The sequence below is a fragment of the Pseudactinotalea sp. Z1748 genome (assembly GCF_049725185.1).
Taxonomy (GTDB): Bacteria; Actinomycetota; Actinomycetes; order Actinomycetales; family Beutenbergiaceae; genus CALKWS01.
Window position 1 is genome coordinate 838,304 of record NZ_JBMPQB010000001.1, and the last position, 25,858, is coordinate 864,161.

13 protein-coding genes are annotated in these 25,858 nt (G+C 69.7%); 5 read left to right on the forward strand and 8 right to left on the reverse strand.

Annotation, left to right across the window (positions count from 1 at the left end; genetic code table 11):
* Positions 1-168: 168 nt before the first annotated feature.
* From ACO0LU_RS03975 to ACO0LU_RS03985, 3 genes are read left to right on the forward strand one after another with little or no spacing between them, the layout of a single operon-like run.
* Positions 169-1,713 carry a hypothetical protein gene (locus ACO0LU_RS03975; protein WP_424790112.1) on the forward strand — a complete coding sequence of 515 codons (1,545 nt, stop codon included), beginning with the start codon at positions 169-171 and terminating at the stop codon, positions 1,711-1,713.
* Positions 1,710-2,717 (forward strand): hypothetical protein, encoded by a 1,008-nt coding sequence (locus ACO0LU_RS03980; protein ID WP_424790113.1) that lies wholly within the window; start codon positions 1,710-1,712, stop codon positions 2,715-2,717. The genes ACO0LU_RS03975 and ACO0LU_RS03980 overlap by 4 nt, the downstream gene beginning before the upstream one ends.
* Positions 2,718-2,745: 28 nt before the next feature.
* Positions 2,746-3,675, forward strand: coding sequence for a co-chaperone YbbN (locus ACO0LU_RS03985; protein WP_424790114.1), 930 nt, complete (start codon positions 2,746-2,748; stop codon positions 3,673-3,675).
* Positions 3,676-3,720: 45 nt separating this feature from the next.
* Here ACO0LU_RS03985 and ACO0LU_RS03990 read toward each other — a convergent pair whose 3' ends face one another.
* From ACO0LU_RS03990 to ACO0LU_RS04005, 4 genes are all read right to left on the reverse strand, one after another.
* Positions 3,721-5,715, reverse strand: a complete 1,995-nt coding sequence (locus ACO0LU_RS03990; protein ID WP_424790115.1) for a DUF222 domain-containing protein — start codon at positions 5,713-5,715, stop codon at positions 3,721-3,723.
* Between the two features lie 73 nt (positions 5,716-5,788).
* Complete coding sequence (gene glgB, locus ACO0LU_RS03995; RefSeq protein ID WP_424790116.1) at positions 5,789-10,045, reverse strand: 1,4-alpha-glucan branching protein GlgB; 4,257 nt, start codon at positions 10,043-10,045, stop codon at positions 5,789-5,791.
* Positions 10,042-12,114 carry a maltose alpha-D-glucosyltransferase gene (gene treS, locus ACO0LU_RS04000; protein ID WP_424790117.1) on the reverse strand — a complete coding sequence of 691 codons (2,073 nt, stop codon included), beginning with the start codon at positions 12,112-12,114 and terminating at the stop codon, positions 10,042-10,044. Before treS ends, glgB begins: the two co-directional genes overlap by 4 nt.
* The gene (locus ACO0LU_RS04005) at positions 12,111-14,126 is read right to left on the reverse strand and encodes an alpha-1,4-glucan--maltose-1-phosphate maltosyltransferase (RefSeq protein ID WP_424790118.1); all 2,016 of its coding nucleotides are present in this window, start codon (positions 14,124-14,126) and stop codon (positions 12,111-12,113) included. The genes treS and ACO0LU_RS04005 overlap by 4 nt, the downstream gene beginning before the upstream one ends.
* Before the next feature lie 165 nt (positions 14,127-14,291).
* On the opposite strand from ACO0LU_RS04005, the gene glgP reads away from it, so the two are divergent.
* A complete protein-coding gene (gene glgP / locus ACO0LU_RS04010) occupies positions 14,292-16,880 on the forward strand; it encodes an alpha-glucan family phosphorylase (protein ID WP_424790119.1) in 2,589 nt (862 codons plus the stop codon).
* A gap of 134 nt (positions 16,881-17,014) precedes the next feature.
* The gene (locus ACO0LU_RS04015) at positions 17,015-19,546 is read left to right on the forward strand and encodes a polysaccharide lyase family 8 super-sandwich domain-containing protein (protein ID WP_424790120.1); all 2,532 of its coding nucleotides are present in this window, start codon (positions 17,015-17,017) and stop codon (positions 19,544-19,546) included.
* A gap of 31 nt (positions 19,547-19,577) precedes the next feature.
* Here ACO0LU_RS04015 and trpS read toward each other — a convergent pair whose 3' ends face one another.
* From trpS to ACO0LU_RS04035, 4 genes are all read right to left on the reverse strand, one after another.
* Entirely contained in the window at positions 19,578-20,678 is a 1,101-nt protein-coding gene (gene trpS / locus ACO0LU_RS04020; RefSeq protein ID WP_424790190.1) for a tryptophan--tRNA ligase, read from the reverse strand.
* A gap of 61 nt (positions 20,679-20,739) precedes the next feature.
* Positions 20,740-22,926 (reverse strand): glycogen debranching protein GlgX, encoded by a 2,187-nt coding sequence (glgX, locus tag ACO0LU_RS04025; RefSeq protein ID WP_424790121.1) that lies wholly within the window; start codon positions 22,924-22,926, stop codon positions 20,740-20,742.
* An 8-nt stretch (positions 22,927-22,934) separates the two neighbouring features.
* On the reverse strand, positions 22,935-23,939 hold the full coding sequence (locus ACO0LU_RS04030) for a DUF2804 domain-containing protein (RefSeq protein WP_424790122.1): 1,005 nt from the start codon (positions 23,937-23,939) through the stop codon (positions 22,935-22,937).
* Between the two features lie 90 nt (positions 23,940-24,029).
* Positions 24,030-25,841, reverse strand: coding sequence for a PQQ-binding-like beta-propeller repeat protein (locus ACO0LU_RS04035; protein ID WP_424790123.1), 1,812 nt, complete (start codon positions 25,839-25,841; stop codon positions 24,030-24,032).
* Positions 25,842-25,858: the final 17 nt, after the last annotated feature.

Sequence of the window (25,858 nt, forward strand, 5' to 3'; positions counted from 1 at the left end):
AGCACGTGGAGCACCGGGCCCCCGGAGCGGTGTGCAGGCCGTGTGTGCGTGAAGTGTCGGGTTGTGTTGCGGGGCACAGGATGGTGCTAGATCACGGTTTGGTCACGTATTGTTGACTGGCGCCGGAGTCGGTCCGGCGTCGCGCGCAACCTGGAGGACTCCTCGCTCGTGCTTCGACGCATCATCGCGATCGCGATCATCGTGATCGGAATCGCCGCCCTGGTCGGGGCGGTGGGTTCGGCGACCTTCTGGCGTCCTGACGACCGCGTCACCGCAACCATGCCGGCGGCCCCGCAGGAGCCGGTGGTCGTGACCGCTCCGGGCGTGCTGGACATGGTGGACGACACCGTCGAGGTGCGGGTGGTCGGGGCCACGGACGCCACCCCGGTGGTGCTGGCGATGGGCCGCGAGTCGGACGTGCACGCCTGGATCGACGGGGCGCCCTATGTGGAGATCACCGGCCTGACCACGTGGGAGCAACTGGCGGTCCGCGAGGTGGAGGCGGTCGAGCCCGAACCCGACGAGGAGGAGGCCACCGAGGACGAGGAGGCCACCGAGGAGGAGGCCACCGAGGACGAGGAGGCCACCGAGGACGAGGAGGCCGCCGAGGAACCGATCCTGCCGGACCCGGCCGGCTCGGACCTGTGGATCGAAGAGGTCACCGGTACCGGCGAGTTGACGTATGAGTGGACCGTGGTGCCCGGGCGCTGGGTGCTGCTCGCCGCCACCGACGGAACCGAACCCGCTCCGCAGGTGGAACTGACGTGGGACCGCGAGGTGGAGACTCCGCTGCTGGTTCCGGGCCTGATCGTCGGCGGCGTGCTGGTGCTGGCCGGGTTGATCGCCCTGATCCTGTTCCTGCTGATGGATCGGGAGACCGCACGAGCCCGCCGGGCCCGCGCCGAGAGCGAGGTGATTGACGCCCAGGTCCCGGCGCGCCGCGAGGGTCGCCACCGTGAGCCGACCACCGATGACGAACTCAGTTACGCCGAACGGCTTGGCTGGCCCAGCGCCGGGGCGGGTGCTGCGGAGCGGGATGACGCCGAGGAACCGCCGACCGATACCGGCGAGCTGCCCACCAGCGTGCTCGGCGCCGACGGAGAGCCCCTGACCCGGCGGGAACTGCGCGAGCGTGAGCGTGCCCGGCAGGAGGCCGAGCGTGCCAGCGCGAAGCGCGCGTGGTGGAGGTTCGGGTCCGGTCCGGCGAAGCAGAAGGCCGACGGCGAGGGTGCTGCCGGCGCGGACGGGGCCGACCGCCTGGATGGCCGGCCCGAAGCCGACGCCGACGCGGGCGCCGAGCACTCCGCCACGGAACTGTCGGATTGGGTCAGCAGCGGCCGAAGTGGCACGCAGGCGGACCCGATTCGCACCTACCCGGCCGCCGCACCCGGCGCCACACCCGCCGGAACTGAATCTGCCCCCGGGAGTGGCCTGTCCCCGAGCGCGGCCACACCGGAGCAGGCCGAGTACGAGGCCGCAGCGGGCGAGCCCGAAGCCGGGGACGAGCCTGGAACCAGGGTGGAGTCCGACGAGGAACGGCCTCCGGTGCGGTGGCAGAAGTTGTGGGGCCGGAAGGAGCACCACGCCCGCGAGCCCGAGACGCCCGAGGAACTGCCTGAAGGCGAACCGGAGCCGTTGGACACCGAGGACCCGCATAGTTCGGGGGCGCGGTGGCGAAAGACCTGGGGTATCCAGCAGGAGGACAACCGATGATCCGTCGGAACCGTGTGGCGGCACTTGTCGGTGCGGCACTGGCGATACTGCTGGTCGCCTGCACACCGGAGATTCCCGAGGTGTCGCCCGACCCCGAGGAGACCGAGGCCCAGCCGGTACTGGATGTGCCGCGGTTGGAGCGCGTGCTGGCCGATATCGAGGAGCACATCAACGCCGCCGATGAAGATTCCGACGGCGAGATCCTCGCTGAGCGGATGGAGGATCCGGCGCTGGCGGTGCGCACAGCCGAGTACCGGTTGCGCAGCGCCACCGCCGATAGCGATGACGAGACCGGCCTGCAGCCGTTGACCACGTCCAGCGCGGTCTCGATCGTGGCGGCCACCGAGGAGTGGCCCAGAGCAGTCTTCGTGATCACCGAGATCCCTGATGAGGCCAACAGCCCACTGCTGATCGGTCTGCGCCAGGAGACTCCGCAGGAGCCGTACCGGATGTTCTCGTGGGTGCGACTGCTGCCCGGCGTGACGACCCCGCAGACCGACGTGGCCGAGGTCGGGAGTACCCCCGTTGATCCAGCAGATGAGAGTTTCCTGACCAGCCCCCAACAAGCGCTGGAGAACTACGCCGACGTGCTCACCGAGGGTGAGGACAGTGAGTTCGCCGATGACTTCGCCGAGGAGCCCTTCCGCGAACTCGTCGAGCAGGAGGCGCAGACCCTGTCGGAGAACGTGGACGCGGCCGGTGAGTTCGCGCATGCTACTGCGGTGCGTGAGGACGACACGGTCGCGATGCTGACCGCCGACGGCGGGGTGGTGGTGATCGGGGCGATGCGCACCCGGCACACCTTCACCAAGACCGAGGACGACGGCGAGGTCGAGGTAGGCGGACAGTTGGCGGCGCTGTCGGAGAACGACGGCGAAGTGAACGAAAGCCTGCGCGGGACCTATCATGTGATGGTGGCGCTGTACGTGCCGACGGAGCAGGAGGACGCCCAGATCACCGTGCTCGGTGTGGAGCGTGTCCTCGCGGATGTCTCCGAGGAGTGAGATTCGTGAACCAGCGAGGAAGAGTGCGATGAGTCAACCGTCCATCAACCTGCGCGGCGCCGTGGACCTCTCGAGCCTGTCCGCACCCCCGTCGCCGCCCGGCGGCGAGGCGCCGTCCTCGGGCGGCGGTGCGGTGGTCGACGTGACGCTGCAGTCCTTCCAGGAGGTCGTGCAGCGTTCGGTCGAGGTGCCGGTGATCATCGACCTGCGCTCGCCCCGCTCGCCCGCCTCGGGAGAGTTGAGCGCGACCTTGCAGACCCTGGCCGGTGAGTACGGCGGACGGTTCCTGCTGGCCCGTGCGGACGTGGACGCCTATCCACAGATCGCCCAGGCCTTCCAGGTGCAGGGCGCCCCGGCGGTCTGCGCGGTGATCAAGGGCCAGCCCTTGCCGCTGTTCCAGGGACCGCAGCCCCTCGAGCAGATCCGCGCGGTGATCGATGAGGTGCTCCGGGTCGCGGCCGAGAACGGGGTGACCGGCAAGGTCGAGGGCGTCGAGGAACCGGCTGAGGATGAGGACGGTGAGGAGGCCGCCGAGGAGCCGTTGCCGCCGCACATCCAGGCCGCCTACGACGCGATTGAGAATGACGACCTGGACGCCGCTGCCGAGGCGTTCGAGCAAGGGTTGAGGGAGAACCCGGCCGATGCCGAGGCGAAGGCCGGTCTGGCCCAGGTGGACCTGGGCCGGCGGCTCTCCGGTCTGGATATCCAGAGCGTGCTCACTACGGTGGCCCAGGCCGCCTCGGACGACGTCGAGGCTCACCTTGCCGCCGCCGACGTCGAGGCAGCCAGTGGACAGATCGAGCAGGCCTTCTCCCGTCTGATCTCGCTGGTGCGGGTGACGGCCGGCGACGATCGGGAGCGCGCACGCAAGCGACTTCTCGAACTCTTCCTCATCGTGCCCGAGGGCTCGCCGGAACTGCTCAAGGCCCGGCGCGAACTGGCTGTCGCGCTGTACTGAGCGGGACGGCGTCACCTACACCACACCCACCCGCGCTCTAGCCCGTTAGAACGGCGGAGGTCCGGTCGTGCTCGGGAAATCCTGGACACCATGGCGGTCCAATGGCGGGGGATCGCGACCGGTGAGTTCGTCGAGTTCGGCGTCGCTGACGATTCCGGGATTGACCGGCGCGGCCCGGTTGAGCCATCCGGGATCCTCGGCGTGCTCGGCCCGGATGGTTATCAGCGCGCGGACCAGTCTGTCGGTGTGATGAGCAGGATCGACGACCTCGGCAGGCTTGGTGTGGTGGTAACCCAGTGGTGAGGTCCAGTGCGTGTCTCCGGTGTGGTGATCACGGCGAACCGACCAGACTCCGGCGGTCTTGAGCTGATGGTGCCGGGCGCACAGCAGGTGCAGATTGCCCAGGTGCGTCTGGGTCCAAGCCGGCCGGGTGGGGTCGAAAGCGACGATGTGGTCCAACTGGCAGCGCCGGGCCGGCTGGCGACAGGTGGGGAACCGGCAGGTCGCGTCCCGGGTGAGGATGTACTCCCGCAGGGCCGCTCCCGGTTGATAAGTGTCACTGGCCAGGATCCCCAGCGCCGCCAGGACGACGACGGCGCCGGCCCTGCCGCGCCCCATGTCTTTCGGGCCTGCCTGCATCGCCGGCGTCTCTGATCCGGTTCGTAGACGGTCTTGGAGTCGTTCGCAGGTCGAGGCGATCGGTGTGTGATCGAGCAAGCATCCCTGCGGAGTCGGGCTCACGAGGGCGACCGGTGCCACGTTCGGCGGGAGCAGCGTACCGGTGAGGGCGTCAGTGCGGATCATCCGGGTCATGACGCGTCCCGCCCGGGCGGTTGTGATGTCGGTTCCCTGGGCCCGGGGGCCCGCGGCGTGGATTTCCTCGGCTTGGGCGGCGGTGACGGCGGGTTCCGCGACCGGTCTCGATTCCTTGCCCTGGGCTGCTTCCTCGCCCCTTTCCGCAACCTCGGTCTGGGCCGCGGTGGCACCGGTTCTCTCGGCTCGGCTCCCGGCGGTTGCGACGTCCGCGTGCGCCGCGTAGGAGCCCACGGCTTTCGAATGCGCCGTGTTGGTGCCCGCGACCGCCTGGGAGGGCATCCTCTCCGCGGCCAGGTGCCGAACAACCTCAGCCGAGAGAGGGCCGTAGCCGGCGAGGTAACCCGGTGAGTCGTCGTCGCCGTCGAGAGTGGACTGGGCGATGGTGAGGACCAGGTGCGGGCGCTTGCGGTGCTGGGTCGGCACCGGCCGACCCTCCGGGGTCCGACCGCTGGTCATGGTCTGGTTGATCAAATCGGTGAAGGCGTCCACGCGGCGCGCCCCGACCGGACGCTCGTCGTCCGGATGGGCCTTGACCGCGAGGCAGTCCAACGTCGTCATGGCCGCGACGGCTTCGGTTGCCGGCAGGTAAAAGGTCAGATACGCCATGCCGTCGTCGGCCGGGGTGACGCTGATATGGCGCTGCGCGGCGGCTTCTTCATGCCGCTCCTGCGCAAGGTCGGCATCCACCGCGAGGACGGCCGCGCGCAGACGGTGGCGCAACTGCCCGGAGGTCAGGTCCGGAGCCTCCGGCAACAGGGTTCGGTGGATCGCGCGCGCCTGGGCATCGGGCAACGTCCTGGTGGCGTCGATGAACACCTCGGCCTTCGGTAGGTCGATCTCTCCGCCGAGGAGGGCGAAGTGCACTTCCGGATAGTCATCCAGGGCTGCTGCCCGGTTCAGCATCCGGTCGGCTGCGGCGGTGGTGATCCGCAGCCGGGCGGCGAGTTCCTCGGCTGTCCCGGTGCCGGGATGGGCGTCCTGGAGACGCTGCAGGATCTCCGCCTCGATGCCATCCAGGTTCGAGCGCAGTCGACGGCAGCACGCCACCATCTCGGTCAGCACGCCGGCATCGGTGGTCCCACCGCTCAGGTACGACTTCAGGCGCTTGAAGATCCGCCGGTGCGGATGCGTTCCCGTCAGCGCCCGGGCTGCCCTTCTCCGCTCGCTCCAAGGGTCATCGCCCGGAGTGCGTACCCCCGGGTCCTGAGCAGCGGTGCTGGACATGGAACCACGGTATCGCCGACCACTGACATTCTCCGCACGCGCGTTCGAGGAATAGAGCGGTGATCTGCCTGGGTCAGTCCCTCGCGGGCGCCAGGAACACCGCCCCCAGCGGAGGTACCCGCAGGGCGACCGAGTACCGCTGACCTCGCCAGGGCACCTCCTCGGCCCGCACCTGCCCGAGGTTGCCCACGCCGGACCCGCCGTACTCGGTGGCGTCGGAGTTGAAGATCTCGTCCCAGGCCCCGCCGTGCGGCAGGCCCACTCGGTAGTTCTCATGCGGGGTGCCCGCGAAGTTCACCATGACCGCGACCACGTCGGAGTCGATGCCCGCCATGTCGGAGTCGGCCCTCGCCCTGTCCGGGGCGTTGCCGGCCCCGTCGGAATCGTTCCCTGCTCCATCGGGGTCGGTCCCCGCCCGGTCAGAGGTGTTCCCCGCTCCACCGGAGGCGTCCCCCACTCGGCCGGGCTCTGCCGCGCTGCTCTTGCGCAGATACGCCAGCACGTTGTGGTCGCCGTCGTTGGCCTCCAGCCACTCGAAGCCGACGTGGCTGAAGTCCTCGGCCCACAACGCGCGATGCTCGCGGTAGACCTCGTTCAGTCGCTTCACCGCCAAGCGCACCCCGGAGTGCTCCGGCGAGTCGCCCTGGGCCCAGTCCAGCGACGCCGACTCCGACCACTCGGCCTCCTGGGCGAACTCCGAGCCCATGAACAGCAACTTCTTGCCCGGGTGCGACCACTGGTAGGCCAGCAACGCCCGCACCCCGGCCAGTTGCTGCCATCGGTCACCGGGCATCTTGCGCAGCAGCGACCCCTTCCCATGCACCACCTCGTCATGACTGAGCGGCAGCACGAACTGCTCCGAGAAGGCGTAGACGAGGGAGAACGTCAACTCCCCGTGGTGGTAGCGCCGGTTGACGGGCTCCTCGGCCAGATAGCGCAGCGTGTCGTTCATCCAGCCCATGTTCCATTTCAGCCCGAATCCGAGCCCGCCCGCCTCGGTGGGGGAGGTCACCCCGGGCCAGGCGGTGGACTCCTCGGCGATCATCATGATCCCCGGGCAGGTGCGGTACGCCGTCGCGTTGGCCTCCTGCAGGAACTGGATCGCCTCCAGGTTCTCCCGTCCGCCGCGCACGTTCGGGCGCCACTGGCCCGGTTTGCGCGAGTAGTCCAGGTACAGCATCGAGGCGACCGCGTCCACCCGCAGCCCGTCGATGTGGAACTCACGTAGCCAGTACAGGACGTTGGCGACGAGGAAGTTGCGGACCTCGTTGCGCCCGAAGTTGAACACGTAGGTGCCCCAGTCCATCTGCTCCCCGCGCATCGGGTCGGGGTCCTCGTACAACGCCGTGCCGTCGAAGCGGGCCAGGGCGAAGTCATCCTTGGGGAAGTGCGCCGGGACCCAGTCCACGATCACCCCGATGCCGGCCCGGTGCAGCGCATCGACCAGGTAGCGGAACTCATCCGGGCTGCCGAACCGGGAGGATGGGGCGTAGTAGGAGGTGACCTGATAGCCCCACGATCCCCCGAAGGGATGTTCGGCCACCGGCATGAACTCCACGTGCGTGAAGCCCATCCAGGCGACGTACTCCACCAGTTCCTCGGCCAGTTCCCGGTAGCCCAGTCCGGGCCGCCAGGAACCCAGGTGCACCTCGTAGGCGCTGAACGGACCGGTGTGGGGGTCCTGATGCGCGCGTTCGGACATCCAGTCCCCGTCGCCCCAGACATAGTGGGAATCGGTCACCACCGACCCGGTGGCCGGGGGGTGCTCGGTGGCCCGGGCCATCGGGTCGGCCTTGGCCTTCCAGGTGCCGTCGGACCCGCGGATCTCGAACTTGTAGGTGTTGTTGACCCCGACGCCGGGAATGAACAACTCCCAGACCCCGGTGCCGCCCAGGACGCGCATCGCGTGGGCGGTCCCGTCCCAGTTGTTGAAGTCGCCCACCACGCGCACGGTCTGTGCGTTCGGCGCCCAGACCGCGAACGAGGTTCCACGGACCGTCCCGAGCTCGGAGGGGAAGGTGCGCACGTGTGCACCGAGCACCTGCCAGAGCCGCTCGTGGCGTCCCTCACCGATGAGGTGCAGGTCCACCTCCCCGAGGGTGGGCCAGAACCGGTAGGGATCATCGACGACGGAGGGCCTCCCGTCGTAGGTGACCTCCACCCGGTAGTCGGGAACGTGGGCACCGGGCATGGTGGCCACCCAGATGCCGTCCTGTTCGTGGCTGGCCTCGAGGTACTGGGTGTCGGTGACGATCCGGACCTGCTCGGCGAACCGGCGCAGGGTGCGGAAGGTGACCACCTCATCGGTGACGTGGGCGCCGAGCACGTCGTGGGGGGAGTGGTGCTCACCACGGGCGACGGCGCCCAGGGTGGCGGCGTCCACGCGGACCGGCTCAGGTTCTGTGGGTGGGGACGAGGCGGGCGGGGTGTGCGGATCCGGGGTTGTCACGGTGTGCTCCTCGAAGAGAGACCGGATGGCGGACACGGGGATGTGCACCCAGTCGGGACGGTTGCGGGCTTCGTAGGTGGCCTCGTAGCAGGCCTTGTCGATCTCGAGCAGACGCAGCAGCGCGGGATGGTTCATCGCTTCGGCGCCGGCGGCGCGGGCATAGCCGTCCAGGAATGCCGCCCGGGTACCGCGCGCCCAGTCCGACCGGAGGGTCGACGGCGATGGGATGCCCGACGGCGCGAGTCCGGCCGGCGGCGGGGCCTCGCCGGGCGGCGGGGCGCCAGCGGCTACCGAGCCGGCGGCGTAGTCGAACGAGCGGAGCATCCCGGCTACGTCACGCAGTGCGAAGGACGGAGCGGTGCGTTCGGCGATCGGGCGCAGCGGTTCGCCCTCGAAGTCCAGCACCACCCAGCCACGGTCGGGAGTGTGCAGCAACTGGCCCAGGTGGTAGTCGCCGTGCACGCGCTGCACCGGTGGCCAGCCGGGTTCGGCGAGGGCGTCGGCGATCATCTGCTCGAGCGCGCCGGCGTACCCGGCGATGTCGGGGACTTCGGCCGCGGCGGTGGCGAAGCGGGAGCGCACGTCGACGACCAGATGGGCCCGGGCTTGTTCGGCCTGTTCGACCTGATCAGCAAGTTCGATCCGGTCAGCATGCGCCCCATCGCCGTCCCGGGCGTATTCCGCCGTCCCAGCGGACCCGAACACCGAGCGCAACTGCTGGTGCAGGTGGGCGGTTACCTCGCCCAGTGCGAAGGCCTCGGCGGTGAAGTCACTAGTGCTAGTAGTGCCGGTGCCAGTGCCAGTGCCAGTGCCAGTGCCAGTGCCAGTGCCAGTGCCAGTGCCAGTGCTAGTAGTGCCGGTGCCGGTGCTAGTAGTGCCGCTGCCGGTACCGTCCGTCGCCACGGCGGAGCGAGTGGATCCAGAGCCGCCGGTGGAGCCGTTCGGCCCTTCCGAGCCGGTCGATCCGGTGGAAGGGCGCTCTCCGGCGGCGGACTCTAGCGCCAGCGTCCAGCCATCGCTCCCGCCGGGAAGGAATTCACTTGCGAAGGCCAGGTGTCCACCGGATTCCGGGAGCCAGGACGCCCAGAGCGCCCCGACCGGGGCCGGGACGAGCCTGCTGCCACCGGCCGCCAGCGCCGACTGCACCTGCACCTCGGGGTTGGCGCCGGGCCGCAGCACGCGGAACACCTTAATGATCACCTGCTCGGGGTGCTCGGGGTGCTCGGGGTCAGCGTGCTCGGCAACGCCGGCTGCGTGCACCCGGGCGCGCCCCCGATCCTCGGCAGAGTGGGCCCGATCGCTGCCCCGACCGGCCCCGTCCTCGGCGTTCACCACGATCGAGGTATTGGACTGCTCCCCGCGCAGCACGCGACAGGAGCGCACCGTGACGCGTCCGGCACCGGGCGCCGGCTCGGACCGCACCGGAGGCGGATCGGAGCGCTGGGCGTCCGGCGGTGCCGGCTCGGCGCGGATCTGCAGATCCGGTAACGCGCCGGCACCGGTGAGGGAGTCGAGCAACACCTGCACGTACACCGGGTCATAACAGGCGTCGTAGATCCAGCGCTTCCCCAGTTCGGAGTGCTCGACGGTGGCCACCAGCGCCCGCCGACCGGCCACCCGCTCCGGCAGTGGTTCCCCGCGGTAGGTGAGCGGCACGTGGTACAGCACCGGTTCGTCCCCGGCGGAGTCCAGGATCAAATGGGTGTCGATCCCCACCTCACCCTCGGGGTCCTGCCACCGCAGTCCGCCCACGCGGGAGAGCACCGGGGTGCGTCCCTTGCCGGCGTACCAGCGCTGGCGCATCAACCACTCGGGCAGGAAGTCCCCGAAGGCCGGGCTCAGGGCGGGAGGTGCCTTCGGTGGGTCCTGGTCGGTGCTCACGGGCGCTCCCGAACCTGCAGCCAGAAGAAGTCCCGGCTACCCAACGTGAATGTGGCCCGGCCGTCGGGGCCCGACGGCGTGGGGGTGATGGGGGTATGAGTCACCGGGGGTGCCGGCTGAGTATCCCCGTCGTGCCGGGCATAGTCCGGGGTGTGGTGCCGCACGCCGGTGTCGTCGGCGCGCGCCGCTGCATCGGCAGCCGCACCTGCCACGCCCTCGCCACGCACGCCTTCACCATGCACGTCCTCGCCGCCCACGCCCGTGGCGCCCTGGCTGCGCGCGTCCGCAGCGGCGCGTTCGCTGCTCGGGGCGCCGTCGCCGTCGTCCGCACTGCCGGGGCCCACTGCTGGTCCGCCCACGGCAGCCCCGCCCACCGCGGCCTCGTCGCGGTCGGCGGTCTCGCCGTCGTCGGCGGATCGGCTCGGCGAACCGGCCACGGCCACCGGCGGGAACGCGGTCCCGCCGAAGACATCCTGCAGGCCCGCCCCACCCAGACCGGGCAGTTCCACCGTGGCCGAGCGCGGTGTGTTGGCCAGGTTCATCACGCACAGGACGGTCTCGTTGTCATTGCGCCGCAGGAACGCCAGCACTGCGTCGTTGTCGCAGGTGAGCGGGATGTAGTCCCCGTTGCCGAACACCGGGTGGGCCCGGCGCACCTGCAGGATGCCTCGCACCCAGTGCAACAGCGAGGTCGGGATCGCCAGTTGCGCTTCCACGTTCGCCGAGGAGAAGTGGTTGGTCAGCGACTGCACCGTGGGCAGGTAGAGCTTACCCGGGTCGGCGGTGGAGAATCCGGCGTTGCGGTCCGGGTTCCACTGCATCGGGGTGCGCACCGAGTCCCGGTCCGGCAACCAGATGTTGTCGCCCATCCCGATCTCATCGCCGTAGTACAGGCACGGCGAGCCGGGCAGGGACAACAGCAGTGCGTGGGCAAGTTCGATCTCGGCGCGGGAGTTCTCCAGCAACGGCGCCAGCCGGCGGCGGATCCCCACGTTCGCGCGCATCCGCGGGTCCTCGGCGTACCAGCCGTACATCGCCGCACGTTCCTCGGTGGAGACCATCTCCAGGGTCAACTCGTCGTGGTTGCGCAGGAACGTGCCCCACTGGGCCCCGGCGGGGATGTCCGGGGTATCGGCCAGGATCTCCGCGATCGCTCCGGCGCTCTGCTCCCGCAGCGCGTAGTAGATCCGGGGCATCACCGGGAAGTGGAAGCACATGTGGCACTCCGGCCGCTCCGGGGTGCCGAAGTAGGCCACCACGTCCCGGGGCCACTGGTTCGCCTCGGCCAGCATCAACCGGCCGGGGAACTCCGCATCGACCATCGCCCGGACGTCGGCCAGGAACTCATGGGTGGCGGGCAGGTTCTCGCTGTTGGTGCCCTCCTCCTCGAACAGGTAGGGCACCGCGTCCAGACGGAACCCGTCCACGCCCTTGCGCAACCAGAACCGGACCACGTCCATCATGGCGTCGCGAACCCGCGGATTCTCGAAGTTCAGGTCCGGCTGGTGGGAGAAGAACCGGTGCCAGAAGTACTGTCGGCGCACCGGATCGAAGGTCCAGTTCGAGGTCTCGGTATCCACGAAGATGATCCGTGCATCGGAGTACTCGGTGTCATCGTCGCGCCAGACGTAGAAGTCCCCGTAGGGCCCGTCGGGGTTGGATCGGGAGGATTGGAACCACGGGTGGGCGTCGGAGGTGTGGTTCATCACCAGGTCGATGATCACCCGGATGCCACGGGAGTGGGCGGCCTGCATCAGTTCTGTGAAGTCATCGATGGTGCCGTACTCGGAGGCCACCGCGGTGTAGTCGGCCACATCGTAACCCCCGTCGCGCAGCGGCGAGGGGTAGAACGGGGGCAGCCACAGGCAGTCGATGCCCAGCCAGGCCAGGTAGTCCAGGTTGTCGATCAATCCGCGCAAGTCACCGGCCCCGGACCCGTCGGAGTCGGAGAAGGCGCGCAGCAGCACCTCGTAGAACACCGCGGTGGTGTACCAGTGCGGGTCCTCGCTCAGGCCCGACCCCCCGGGGTCCGGTCCGGGCAGGGCGAAGGTGCGGGCCGGGCGCTTCATCCGGTCTGCACCTCCAGGACGTGGGCGCACCGTCCGAACGGGTCCAGGTGCACCCACGGGCGCGCGTTCCACGGGTAACTCTCGCCGGTGAGTTCGTCGTGGGCGGTGAAGGTGGCATCGGCGGCCAGGCCCAGGGCCTGCATGTCCAGGTCCAGGTGGGCGCTGCGGGATGTGTAGGGGTCGGTGTTGACCACCACGATCACCACGTCCTCGCGCCCGTCCGGGGCGTGTTCGGCGCGCAGGCGTTTGGAGAAGCAGAACGTGGCGCCGTCGGTGGTGGGGTGCACGGTCAGGTTGCGTAGTTGTTGCAACGCCGGATGACGACGACGGATCTGGTTCAGCCGGGTGATCAGGTCGGTGATGCCGTACTCGGTCCGCGCGGCCTCCCAGTCCCTGGGTTTGAACTCGTACTTCTCGTTGTCGATCTGCTCCTGGGCGCCGGGACGGGCGATGTGCTCCACCAGTTCGTAGCCGGAGTAGACGCCCCAGGTGGGCGAGCCGGTGGCGGCCAGCACCGCCCGGATCGCGAACGCCGCCTGCCCGCCCTGCTGCATGTAGGGGGTGAGGATGTCATGGGTGGTGGGCCAGAAACTGGGCCGCATCAGGTGCGCGGACTCGTGCGCCATCTCGGTGAAGTACTCGGCGAGTTCTGCCTTGGAGTGGCGCCAGGTGAAGTAGGTGTAGGACTGGTGGAACCCCACCATGCCCAGGGCGTGCATCATCGCCGGCTTGGTGAACGCCTCGGAGAGGAAGATGACCTCGGGGTGGTCCGCGCGGACGTCGGCGAGGATCTCCTCCCAGAACCGGACCGGTTTGGTGTGCGGGTTGTCCACCCGGAACGCCGTGACACCGTGATCGATCCATGTCTGCAGCACGCCCCGTACCGCGGCGTAGATCCCGGGGTAGTCGTTGTCGAAGTTCAGCGGGTAGATGTCCTGGTACTTCTTCGGCGGGTTCTCCGCATAGGCGATCGAGCCGTCGGCGCGGGTGGTGAACCACTCGGGATGCTCGGTGACCCAGGGATGGTCCGGGGAGGCCTGCAGAGCGACATCCAGGGCGACCTCCATGCCCAGATCCCGGGCGCGGGCGACGAAGGCGTCGAAGTCATCGAAATCACCCAGGTCGGGGTGGATCGCGTCATGGCCGCCGTCGGGCGACCCGATCGCGTACGGCGAGCCGGGGTCCTCGGGCCGGGCGTTCAGGGTGTTGTTGCGACCCTTGCGATTCGTGGTCCCGATCGGGTGGATCGGGGTCAGGTAGACCACGTCGAAACCCATCTGCGCGATCGCCGGCAGCCGTTCCGCCGCGGTGCGCAGGGTGCCCGTGATCCAGTGCCCGGTGTCGGGGTCGAGGCGGGCACCCTCGGAGCGCGGGAAGAACTCGTACCAGGCTCCGGCCAGCGCCAGCGGCCGGTCCACCGCCAGGGTGTAGGTGGCCGACGGCGACACATAGTCCCGTAGCGGGGCGGCGCTGAGCAGGTCCACCACTTCGGGCGCGGTGCCCGCGGCCAGGCGCACGGAGGCGGGACGGGAGGTGTCGCGCAGCGCGGTGACGGCATCGACGAGCAGGTGTCGGTGGGGCTCGGTCCTTCGGACCTCGGCCAGTGCGCGCTCCAGGACGCGGGCACCCTCCTCGAGCATCAGTTCGGTGTCGACCCCGGCGTGCACCTTGATCGTGGCGTCGTGGTGCCAGGTGCCGTAGGGGTCGGACCAGCCTTCCACCCGGAAGGTCCAGATGCCGGTGCTGGTGGGCACCACGGTGGCTTCGAACAGGTCGTTGCCGGGAGAGACGTCGACCATCGGGGTGCGGGTGTGCTCGGTGCCATCGGGCGCGATCAGCACCGCGGTGGCCGCGACCGCGTCATGACCCTCCCGGAACACGGTGGCCCGGATCGGCACCGCTTCGCCCACGACCGCCTTCGTGGGCCAGCGTCCGCCCTGGGCGCTGGGGGTCACGTCGAGGACGGGGATCCGCCCGATGGGGCTCTGGGGCACTGGTTGCGGGTACGTCACAGTCCGAACCTACCCAGAAGGGCCCGGGTGCGGCAGGTCGAGGGGACGGATCGGCACCGATCGGCATCCGCCGATCCGTGGTAGGTGCGGACTCGGGTGTTGGTTCGGGCAGCCCACAGCGCCGGTATTCGTGCGGCGTGCTGGTCGTGACTTATGCTCGCGAGCGTGAGAGCCATTCGCCGATTCACCGTCCGCAACGTGTTGCCCGAGCCGATTGCGGGTCTGGACGACCTGGCCCGCAACCTGCGCTGGTCCTGGCATGAGCCGACCCGCGCGCTGTTCGAGAGCATCGACCCGCAGCGGTGGCGGGAGGTCCGGGGCGAACCGGTGCGTCTGCTCGCGGGTACCCCTACCGAACGCCTGGCCGACCTCGCCACCGATGAGGCCTTCGTGGCCCGCGTCCGGAAGCAGGTCCAGGAACTGCACGAGTACCTAGACCAGCCTCGCTGGTACCAGAGCGAGGCTGCGCGCCGAGCGGAGGCCGGTGAGGACGCGCTGCCCGCGGCGGTGGCCTACTTCTCCGCCGAGTTCGGCATCGCCGCAGCCCTGCCGCAGTACTCCGGTGGCCTGGGGATTCTCGCAGGTGACCACCTCAAGAGTGCCTCCGACCTGGGTGCGCCGATCATCGGCGTCGGGCTGCTGTACGATTCCGGCTACTTTCGCCAGTCCCTGACTCGAGACGGTTGGCAGCACGAGACCTACCCGCTGCTGGATCCGGACAACCTGCCGCTGACGCTGCTGCGCGAGGGTGACGGCGCCCCGGTGCGCATCAGCCTGCCGCTGCCGGGTGGGCGCACCCTGCACGCACAGGTGTGGCGGGCGGACGTGGGCCGCGTGCCGTTGCTGCTGCTGGATTCCCAGGTTCCCGATAACGACGAGTATGCCCGCGGCGTCACCGACCGGCTCTACGGCGGCACCAGCGAGCACCGGCTCCAGCAGGAGTTGCTGCTGGGCATGGGCGGGGTGAAGGCGGTGCGCGCCTTCACCAGGCTCTCCGGCGCCCCGACTCCGGAGGTGTACCACTGCAACGAGGGGCACGCCGGGTTCCTGGGCGTGGAGCGCGTGCGGGAACTCGTGGCCAGTGAGAACCTGCCCTGGGACGCGGCGGTGGAGGCGGTGCGGGCCGGCACCCTGTTCACCACGCACACCCCGGTCCCGGCCGGGATCGACCGGTTCGGCGCCGACCTGATCGCCACCTACTTCGGTGGCGGCAACGCCATCGAGGGTATCGACGTCGAGGATGTGCTGGCCCTGGGGCGGGAGGACTACCACGAGGGTGACCCGACCGTGTTCAACATGGCGGTGATGGGCCTGCGGATGGCGAAGTACGCCAACGGCGTGGCCCGGCTGCACGGCAGCGTCTCGCGGGGGATGTTCTCCGCATTGTGGCCGGGTTTCGCCCGCCACGAGGTGCCGATCACCTCGGTGACCAACGGGGTGCACGGCCCCACCTGGACCGACCCGCTGTTCGCTGCGGCGCAGGCGGAGTACTTCACACCCGAGCAGATCGCCGACGGCTCAGGTTGGTTGAGCGAGCAGATGGACAACGCGACCCTGTGGCAACTGCGCCGCCGGCTGCGCGAACGCCTGGTCGTCGATGCGCGCCAACGGGTGCACGCATCGTGGCGGGCGCGGGGGGCCTCGCCGGCCGAGTTGGGGTGGGTCGAGGGCGTGCTGGACCCGGACGTGCTGACCATCGGGTTCGCGCGGCGGGTCCCCACGTATAAGCGGCTGACGCTGATGTTGCGCGACACCGACCGGCTCAGGGCGCTGCTGACCGACCCCGAACGCCCCGTGCAGATCGTGGTGGCCGGAAAGTCCCACCCGGCCGATGAGCAGGGCGTCAGCCTGATCCAGCGTCTGGTGCAGTTCGCTGACGGCGCCGAGGTTCGCCACCGGATCGTGTTCTTGCCCAACTACGACATCGAGATGGCCCAGACCCTCTACCCGGGCACCGACGTGTGGCTGAACAACCCGCTGCGCCCGCTGGAGGCGTGTGGGACCTCAGGGATGAAGGCGGCCCTGAACGGGTCCTTGAACCTGTCCATCCTGGACGGGTGGTGGGACGAGATGTACGACGGGCGCAATGGCTGGGCGATCCCGACCGCGGACGGCGTCGAGGACCCCGACCGGCGCGATGATCTCGAGGCCGCGGCGTTGTACGACCTGCTGGAGAACACTGTGGTGCCCCGGTTCTACGACCGGACCGACGGCGTGCCCGAGCGGTGGCTGGAGATGGTCCGCCACACCCTGGCCACGCTGGGCCCGAAGGTGCAGGCCACCCGGATGCTACGCGAGTACGTGACCGACCTGTACACCCCCACCGCGGTGGCGGCCCGGGCGATGGATGGTCCGGGGCACTCCGGCGCGGTCGCCTTCGCGCAGTGGAAGCAGCGGCTGCGCGCGGCCTGGGACGGCGTCCGGGTGGATCATGTGGAATCCGAGGGGGCGGGGGAGTCCGCCCAGGTGGGCCAGCGGATCACCGCGAACGCGTTCGTCTCGCTCGGCGAACTGGACCCGGCGGATGTGCGCGTGCAGGTGGTGCACGGCAGCGTCTCCGACAACGACGAACTCGTGGACTTCTCGACGGCGGATCTGCACCACGCGGAGGCATACGAGCAGGGCCGGCACCGGTTCTCCCGCACCTTCACCATGGATCAGTCCGGATCGTTCGGCTACACCGTGCGGATCGTGCCCTCGCACGATCTACTGGCCGGGGATACCGAACTGGGACTGGTGGCCGCGGCGACGTAGGGCGGGTGCGATCCGGGTGACCGGTCCGGAAGCGGGATTACCCTGGGTTCGGTGAAGCGGTAAGGCATTGCCATTTGCCGTGCCTTCTGGTTGGGTGGCGGGTGCGTTCGAGGACGAACACGAAAGGCTCACCCATGGTGCATATGTCCCGCCGTCACCTGCTCGCCCTGGCTCCAGCGGGCCTGGCCGTCGCTGCCCTGAGACCCCGGCTGCAGGCCCGGGCCGACGCGGTGACCGATCACGAGCGAATCCTGGCCAACACCGTGGCGATGGTCGCCGGCACCGCTGAGGTGAACGCCCACCCGGCGGCCGCCGGGTCGTTGCAGCGCATCCACGACACCGCCCGGACCCGGCTGAGCCAACTTGACGCGGCCGGGCCGGATGAGGTCTTCGCCGGGGTGCCGCTCGGTGAGAACGAGGCCAACCTGTCCACCACGTTGCAGCGGTTGTACCAGATCGCCCTGGCTACCTGTACACCCGGTGTGGAATCGGATCTGGTCGGGGACATCGAGGTACGTCAGCGCGTGCTCACCGAAGTGCACCGAGTGCACACCGACTTCCTCGCCGACACCGGTTCCGGATACTACGGCAACTGGTACGCCTGGGAGATCGGGATCCCCACGCACCTGACCCGCACGCTGGTGCTGCTGGCCGAGGAGGCCGATCCGGAGCGGGTGGACGACTACGTCGCGGTCATGGATGACTACCTGCGCAACGGCTCCGACGGCGATGTGGATCTGGACTCACGCTTCCATACCGGTGCCAACCTGGCCGACATCACCACCAACCGGATCCTGCAGGGCGCGCTCACCGGCGACTCCGGGCGGATCTCCAAGGCCATCTCCGACCAGGCCACCGCCTATGCCACCATCGACCCCTACGACCTGCGGCACGGGGTCACCGACGGCTACTACGCCGACGGCTCCTTCATCCAGCACCACACGGTGGCCTACACCGGCTCCTACGGCCGCATCCTGCTGACCCGGGTGATGCAGACCATCAAGATCTTGGACGGGGCCGATGCCGGCTCGGATTCCACAGACTTGGCCGATGTGGTCTTCGACTGGGTCGCCGACGGGTTCGCCCCGCTGATCTTCGAGGGCTGGATGATGGAGGCCGTGAAGGGCCGGGCTGTGTCGCGGACGAACTCCGGCTATGCCGATGTGGGATCGGTGGCCGAGGCGGTGGTGGATCTGATCGACCGCACCTCACCCGAGCGCGCAGAACGGCTGGCCGGTTATGTCAAGCACCTGGCCACCGCGGCGGCCAATCCGCCGGACGCCACCTCGTGGGTCTCCCCGGTCTCGGTGGTCCGCCACGCGCAGATCATGGCCGATGACGACGTCCGGGCGGCCGATCTGAACCCGGAAGCCTCGAGCGTGGCCTACAACGCGATGGAACGGATGGTCCACCGCCGGCCGGGGTTCGCGTTCACGGTCTCGCGCAGTTCGGAGCGGATCAGCAAGTACGAGTACATGAACGGGGAGAACCTGATGCCCTGGTTCTCCGGTGACGGTGCCTTCCACCTGTACCTTTCCGGGCAGGACCAGGAGGAGGCCTACGGCGCCCGGTTCCTGGCCACCGTCTCTGCCTACCGGTTGCCCGGCGTCAGCGCACCCGATGAGGAGCGCGCCACCATCCCGGAGCTGTACGGACAGTTCTGGTACGAGAACCCCTCCCACCCGCTGGAGTTCACCTCCTCCTCGGAGTCCCAGAACACCTACGTCTACTTCCCGGTGGGCACTACCGACCACTCCGGGGGCGTCACCCTGGACGGGTTCGGAAGTGCCGCCCTCGTGTTGTCCGACGACGTGGCCTACCGCGACAAGCAGGCCGGGCTGCTGCCGGAGGACTTCGTCGCCTACGCGGGGGTGCGCGGGGTGAAGTCCTGGTTCGGATTCGACGACGCCGTGGTGGTGCTGGCGGCCGGGATCACCGATCCCGTCGAGCGCGGGCCGGTGACGACCACGCTGGATGCCCGGGTGGCCGGCCCCCAGGACCAGGTCGAGATCACCGGCGCGGATCCTGGCGGCAGTCCGTGGACGGGGCAGGACCGTGCCGATCTGGCCTGGTTGCGGTGGGCGAACCAGAGCACGGGGGTCGCAGTGGCCTATGCGCTCCTGGACGGCGACCCGGTGGAGGTCCGCAACGAGCAGGTGGAGCAGAGCCTGCGCTCGGTGCGTGCCGGCAACCCCGACACCGTGGTGAGCCGGCAGGTCTTCACCGTCTCGGTCAGCCATGGGCGTCCGCAGTTGGCCTATGTCATCGTTCCCGGTGGGGACGCAGCGGTGGCGGATGCCTACCGCGATGGGGGCGTGCACGTGATGGCCAATGACGAGCGCGTCCAGACCGTGCGCCACCCGGCCTCGGGCATCACCGCGATGAACAGTTTCTCCGCCGGCACCCACAGGGCCCGGATGCTCAGCGTGGAGGGGCCGGCATGCGTGCTGATGCGCGAGCGGGGGGGTGAGGTCGACATTGCCGTCTCCGATCCGACGATGGGCCGGTCGCAGATCCCGTTGACGTTGCGCGGTGGGCGGGCTCCCGAGGTGATCGAGGCCGATGAGGGCGTGCACGTCGAACCCGCCCCAGGCGGAACCCGGATCACCGCGCGAACCGATCAGGCGTTCGGGGCCACGTTCACCGTGCGGCTGAAGGTGCGCTGACCGCTGCCGGCGGTGCAGCAACCGCGCCCGGTTAGTAGACCATCTCCATCGCCTCGCGCACCTCGGAGAGGGTGGCATCGGCGATCCCGTTGGCCTTGGCATTGCCCTCGCGCAGCACGCTCAGCAGGTACCCGGGATCGGCGGCCAGTTCGGCGCGACGGGTACGCACCGGCGCCAGGCGCTCGTTGACCGCCTCGGTGACCAGCGCCTTGAGCGCACCACCCCCGCCGTCGCCGATCTGGGTGGCCAGGTCGCGGGGATCCGCCCCGGAGCACAGCGCAGCCATGGACAGCAGATTCGCCACCGCCGGGCGGTCCTGCGGGTCATAGGTGATGTTCCGGTCGGAGTCGGTGACGGCGCGCTTGAGTGCCCGGGCCGTCTCGTCCTCGGTCATCGCCAGGTCGATCGTGTTGTGCTTGGACTTGGACATCTTGTGCACCCCGTCGGTGCCCAGCAGGTTGACCACCGGGGAGAGCAGCGCCTCCGGGGCGCCGAAGATCTGCTGGCCGCCGCCGTAGCGCTCGTTGAACCGGCGGGCGATCACCCGGGACATCTCCAGGTGCGGCAACTGGTCCTTGCCCACCGGCACCAGGTTGGCCTTGCAGAACAGGATGTCGGCGGCCTGGTGCACCGGGTAGGTGAGCAGCAGGCCGCTCATCGGGCGCCCTCCGGAGGCCTCGAATTCCGCCTTCACGGTGGGGTTGCGGCGCAGTTCGGCGTCGGTGACCAGGGACAGGAACGGCAGCATCAACTGGTTCAGGGCCGGTACCGCCGAGTGGGCGAATATCGTGGACTTGGCCGGGTCGATGCCCACGGCCAGGTAGTCGGCGAGCAGTTCCAGCACCACATCGGCCAGCCGGCCGGTCTCGTCCCGGTCGGTGATGACCTGGTAGTCGGCCACCAGCACCATCGTCTCCAAGCCGAGATCCTGCAGGCGTACGCGGTTGACCAGGGTGCCCAGGTAGTGTCCCAGGTGTAGCCGCCCGGTGGGCCGGTCCCCGGTCAGCATGCGGAAGTTGCTCGGGTCGGTGGCCAGTTGCTGCTCGATCTGGTCGCTGCGGGCCTGCGCGGCGCTCAGCGACCGGTCCAGCGCCTCGGCGCTGTCCAGGTGGGGGCCATCGGTACCGTCGATCTTGGTGTCAGAACTCACGGCGTCCAGCCTACTCGCCGGGCGGGCACCGATCGGCGGCCACTCAGGGCAGCGGCCCGCTCAGGTAGATCTGCATGCTCAGCGGTACGATCCGTACCGCCGAGCCCGGGGGTAGCACCGGTCCGGCCGGGCCGGGCCGCTCCCACGCCGAATCCCAGACCAGGCTGACGTCGTGCGGGCCGGCCAGCGGGACCTCGGCCTGCGCCAGGGTGCCGTTGAAGAGCACCAGTGCCTGGGCAGCACCCGGTTCGGGCGGATGCCGCAGCATCTGCAGGATGCGCTGGTCGGCGTCGTGCCAGACGTCCAGTTCCATCGCCGAGCCGTTGCCATCGAACCAGGCCACCAGTGCGCTCCAGTCGTAGGCACCGGAGGTGAAGGTCATGTACCGGTCGGTGCGCAGGGCCCGGTGCTCGCGGCGCAGGGCGAGCAGGTGCGCGGTGGTGGCCAACAGATCCTGCTGCCAGGGCTCGGTGTTCCAGTCCACCCACACCGAGGCGTCGTCGCGGGCGTAGGCGTTGTTGTTGCCGTTCTGGGTACGGCCGATCTCATCACCCGCGGTGAGCATCGGGGTGCCCGCGGAGACCAACAGCGTGCCCAGCAGCGCCCGGATCGACCGACGCCGGGCGGTCTGGATCTCCGCATCCTCGGTGGGTCCCTCCGCACCGTGGTTGTAGGAGTGGTTGTGGTCGGAGCCGTCCCGGTTGTCCTCCCCGTTGCGCCAGTTGTGCTTGACGTCGTAGGAGGTCAGGTCCGCCAGGGTGAAACCGTCGTGGGCGGTCACGTAGTTCACCGACGACGTCGGCCCGCGTCCGCCCGGGATGCCGGTATGGGCGAACAGGTCGGCCGACCCGGCCAGCCGGGTGGCCAGGTCACGCAGGTCCTGCCCCTTCCCGCCCGAGCGTATGGAGGCGACATCGGAGAGCCAGAAGGATCGGGTCACATCGCGGAACCGGTCGTTCCACTCCGCCATCGGGGCCGCGAACTGACCGGTGCGCCACCCGTGCGGCCCCACGTCCCACGGCTCGGCGATCTGCTTCACCCCGGCCAGCACCGGATCGATCGCCATCGCCACCAGCAGCGGGTGCCGGGGGTCGAACTCGGTGCCGTTGCGACCCAGTGTGACCGCCAGGTCCAGCCGGAACCCGTCCACGCCGATCCGCTCGACCCAGTACCGCATCGAGTCGATCGCCATGGCCACCGCGTGCTGGGAGCGGAAGTCCACCGAGTTCCCCGTTCCGGTGACGTCCAGGTACCGGCCGTGGGTGCTGGTGGTGTGCAGATAGTATCCGGCGTTGTCCAGCCCCCGCCAGGACAGCATCGGCCCGTCCACGCCACCTTCGGCGGTGTGGTTGTACACCACGTCCAGGAGCACCTCCAGTCCCGCCTCATGCAGGGACTCGACCATCGCGCGGACCTCTTGGATCACCGCCGCAGGGCCGGCGGCGCGGGCTGCGGCGGTGGCGTAGGAGGGCTCGGGGGCGAAGAACGCCAAGGTGTTGTAGCCCCAGTAGTTCACCGCGCCGCGGCGTCTCAGGGCCGGTTCGGTGGCCTTGGCGAAGATGGGCAGCAACTCCACCGCGGTGATGCCCAGTCCCCGCAGGTGGGCGATGGTGGCCGGATGCGCCAGCCCGGCGTACGTGCCCCGAAGTTCCTCCGGCACCCCGTGCAGTTGCATCGTCAAGCCCTTGACGTGAGCCTCGTAGATGACCGTCTCGGACCACCACAGGCGGGGCCGGTGCTCCACGACCTCGGGTTCTGCGACCACGACCCCGTGCGGTACGTAGGGAGCCGAGTCGCGCCCGTCGGGCTCGTCGGACACCGGCTCCAGATGCTCATCGACTACGCCGCCGTAGATCTGCGGAACCAGGTCCACCTCGCCGGTGACCGCACGGGCATAGGGATCCAGCAGCAATTTGCTCGGGTTGTGCCGGTACCCGTGGGCGAGATCCCAGGGCCCGTGTACCCGCAGTCCGTACCGTTGCCCGGCGACCACCCCGGGCACGTGCCCGGACCAGCGCCCGTGGGTACCCGGGACCAGCCAGTAGCGGCGCTCCCGCAGGCTCCCGGCAGCAACGTCGAGCAGGCACACCTGAACCTGCGTGGCGTGCGGGGCGTGCACCACCACGTCCAGCCCGCCCGGGACCAGGTGGGCGCCCAGGCGTTCGCGCCGGGCGGCCAGGGAGGTCACGGTGCCGGCGTCGACCACCTCCGTGCTCCGGGCTTCGGTCATGCGCGCGCTCACCACCGCTGAGCCACGTACTCGGCCCAGCCGGTCAGGCCGTCCACGCTCACCCGGGCTCCGGTGGACTCGCTCATCCAGCCGGTGTAGTGGCCGAAGCACTGATGACCTTCGGTGGCGACCACGCCCAGGCAGGTGCGCGAACTCTTGTGGTAGAAGGGCGTGAACGTCAGGTCGGCACGCTCACCCTGCATCCGCCACGGCGCCAGCCAGTTGCCCGGGTGGTAGGTCCAGGTGAGTTCCTCGCTGATCTTGTGCACGACGCCCTCGACTACCAGCGCGTTCTCGGTCGAACCGGTGCCCTCGGTCCACTTGGCCCCGATCTGCACCCCGATCCGTCTGCCGTCGACGATGCCGGAGGCCGCGCCCCAGTTCCACCGCACCCGGTAGGGCCATCGGCCCCGGCCGTGGTCGAGCACCGCCCAGGAGGAGCCCTCCGGTACCTCCCGGCGCACGCCGTCGACCCATAGCCGCCCGGCGGCGGGACGGGCCACGTCCTTGACGGTGTACTGGAACAACCGGTCGCTCCAGGGCACCACGACGCCCATCGCCTCATGGCCGGGCGGCCGGGAGGCGAGCACATCGAAGCGCACCCGGGAGGTGATCGCCCGCAGCCGGGTGCCACCCTCGACCTCATCGATCGCGATGGCCAGGTCTGCGGCATGGGCGCGCGCCGGGCCCTGGCCAAGCGTGCCCGGCAGCGTCGTGTTCACCGCGAACGGAGCCATCGCGTTGGCCCCGATCACTTCGCCGGTTGCGCGGTCGAACAGCCACACCTCGTGGACGCCGGCGTAGGAGATGTCGGAGATGGTCAGCGCCAGGATGTGCGTGGGTGTGGTGACGTTCCAGTACTCCCAGCGCTTGTTCCGGGCCCGGGCGTAGCGGCCACGCCCGATTCCGGAGGTGTCGTGCAGGGGCTTACGGGTCCAACCGACGGCTTCGGAGTTCAACCGGCCATCGGGGCGGCACAACGCGACGCGTTCGGTGATCTCGCGCTCGATCATGGATGTCTCCTCACAGCGCGCACCGACTCACCGACGTGATGCCGAGCCGGGGCGAGGTGTGCAGGCGGGCGGGCATGGTCCGATCGTAGGTCAGGGGATCTCCAGCAGGGCCACAGAGCTGCTGTTGGTGGCGATGAGCGCGTCGCCTGCCAGGTGCAGGTTGCCGCGGCCGTAGCGCGTCCACAACTGCTCCCCGGTGGTCAGGTCCAGGCCCATCGCGCTGAAGGCGTTGACGATGGCCACCTCATCGGTCACCAGCACCGTGGTGATCGAGTTCATGCCGCGGATCTCCTCGCTCCAGCGGACCTGGGAACCGTCGGGGGCCAGGCTGAGCAACTCGTGGTCACTCATCAGGAAGGGGTCGGTCTGTGTGCCGGTGGCGATCGAACCACGCTCCACCCGGCGCACCGACGCCCCCACGTAGCCGCTGTCCCAGTCGGTGTGGTGCAGCGACTCACCGGTGATGTTGATCAGCACGTGTTCGCCCCGGTACGCCGGTAGGGCCAGGTCGACCCGCGCCGAGGACCAACGCTCGGTACCGTCGAGGTGGTACATCACCATGTGCCGGTAGGAGTCGCACCCCAGGGCGTCCTCGGTGAGGAGGATCGGATAGCAGTGCCGGGGCGTGACATCTCCGGTGCCGGTGTCGACGAATAATGCTGTGGTTGAGGCGGACAGTGTCGCGTGCTCGCCCTCGTCCTGCCACTGCCGGGTGCTCATGACGGTGTGACCGACGTCATCGACCTCGCGCTCGTAGAACATCGATTCCGCGTCGTCGATGTCGAGCAGGTCGACCGCCCAGGCCTCGGTGCCGTCGGTCACGTCGAGCAGGGTGAGGCGGTCGTAGGTCCGGGCGCCCGACTCAGCCAGCACCAGCAGGCCGGCATCGGTCAGGTGCACCCCCCACGCCCCGGTGAGCGGTGCCTGCCAGGAGGTCAGCTCGTCGCCGCTGGCGGCGTCGAGCACGTGCCCGGTCCAGGCCGAACCGCCGGGGGCCTCCTGGGACAGGCACACCACCGTGCCGTCCGGGCCGGTGCGCGCGCTGCAGTGGGACCGGTCGAGGTCCTGGCGCCACCGCACCGACCCGTCCCGGGGATCCAGGCCCAGCAACGCCCGGGCGGTGTCCTGTTCGACCATCACGACCCACGTGTCCTCGGTGGTGACGATCTCGGTGCCGGCCGAGGTATACCGGTCGGGCGAGTCCACGGGCACCAGCGAGCTGTAGCCGCCGTCCGGGTCCAACTCGGGCACCTCCCTCTCCCAGATCACCTCGAAGTCCTCCGCGACCCGCTCGGACAGGTCAGCGCCCCCGGGAGCAGCGAGGAGCAGCCCGGCCACCACAGGGATCACCACGCACGCGGCGACCAGAACCAGGACCGGGCGGATCCACTGGCGACTCGGTAACGCTCCAGATCGCCCCGTCCGGCGGGACCGGGACGCAGACGGTGTGGCTGCGGACCGGGCGACGCCACCTCGGTTGCCGCCGCGGCCGGAGGGGATGGAGGTGGATGCGGCGGGCGTGGTGGAGGCCGGGGCGGCCGCGTCACCGGCCCGTGCCGAGGTGCCGTACCGGGTGTGCCGGGCGGTGGGCCAGCCGGCCTCGGTCCGGCGTTGCTCCCGCGCCAGCCGTCCGGCCAGGGCCGGGTCGAGCCGGGCGGGTTGGTTCACCCACCCCGGGACCTGGTGGCGCGCGCTCTTCCTGCGCTGGGCGCGCCTGATCCGGCGGCGGGAGCCACGGCCGGTGCCGGCCGTGCTGGTGCTGCCCGCGGTGGACTCCGGTGGCAACGCGCTGCGGTAGGGGTTGGCGGGGCCGGTGGGTCCGGCGTCGTCCTGACCGTAGTAGTCGGCCAGGTACTGCTTGCGCGCGCGTTTGGCCGCGCGCCGGTCCGACCAACGCCCCACGTTCCGCCCTTCCCACA

Bases quoted from the DNA above. Each gene is read 5' to 3' on its own strand.
- ACO0LU_RS03980 (WP_424790113.1), top strand. From the start codon at position 1,710: ATGATCCGTCGGAACCGTGTGGCGGCACTTGTCGGTGCGGCACTGGCG.
- ACO0LU_RS03985 (WP_424790114.1), top strand. From the start codon at position 2,746: ATGAGTCAACCGTCCATCAACCTGCGCGGCGCCGTGGACCTCTCGAGC.
- ACO0LU_RS03990 (WP_424790115.1), bottom strand. From the start codon at position 5,715: ATGTCCAGCACCGCTGCTCAGGACCCGGGGGTACGCACTCCGGGCGAT.
- treS (WP_424790117.1), bottom strand. From the start codon at position 12,114: ATGAAGCGCCCGGCCCGCACCTTCGCCCTGCCCGGACCGGACCCCGGG.
- ACO0LU_RS04015 (WP_424790120.1), top strand. From the start codon at position 17,015: ATGGTGCATATGTCCCGCCGTCACCTGCTCGCCCTGGCTCCAGCGGGC.
- glgX (WP_424790121.1), bottom strand. From the start codon at position 22,926: ATGACCGAAGCCCGGAGCACGGAGGTGGTCGACGCCGGCACCGTGACC.
- ACO0LU_RS04030 (WP_424790122.1), bottom strand. From the start codon at position 23,939: ATGATCGAGCGCGAGATCACCGAACGCGTCGCGTTGTGCCGCCCCGAT.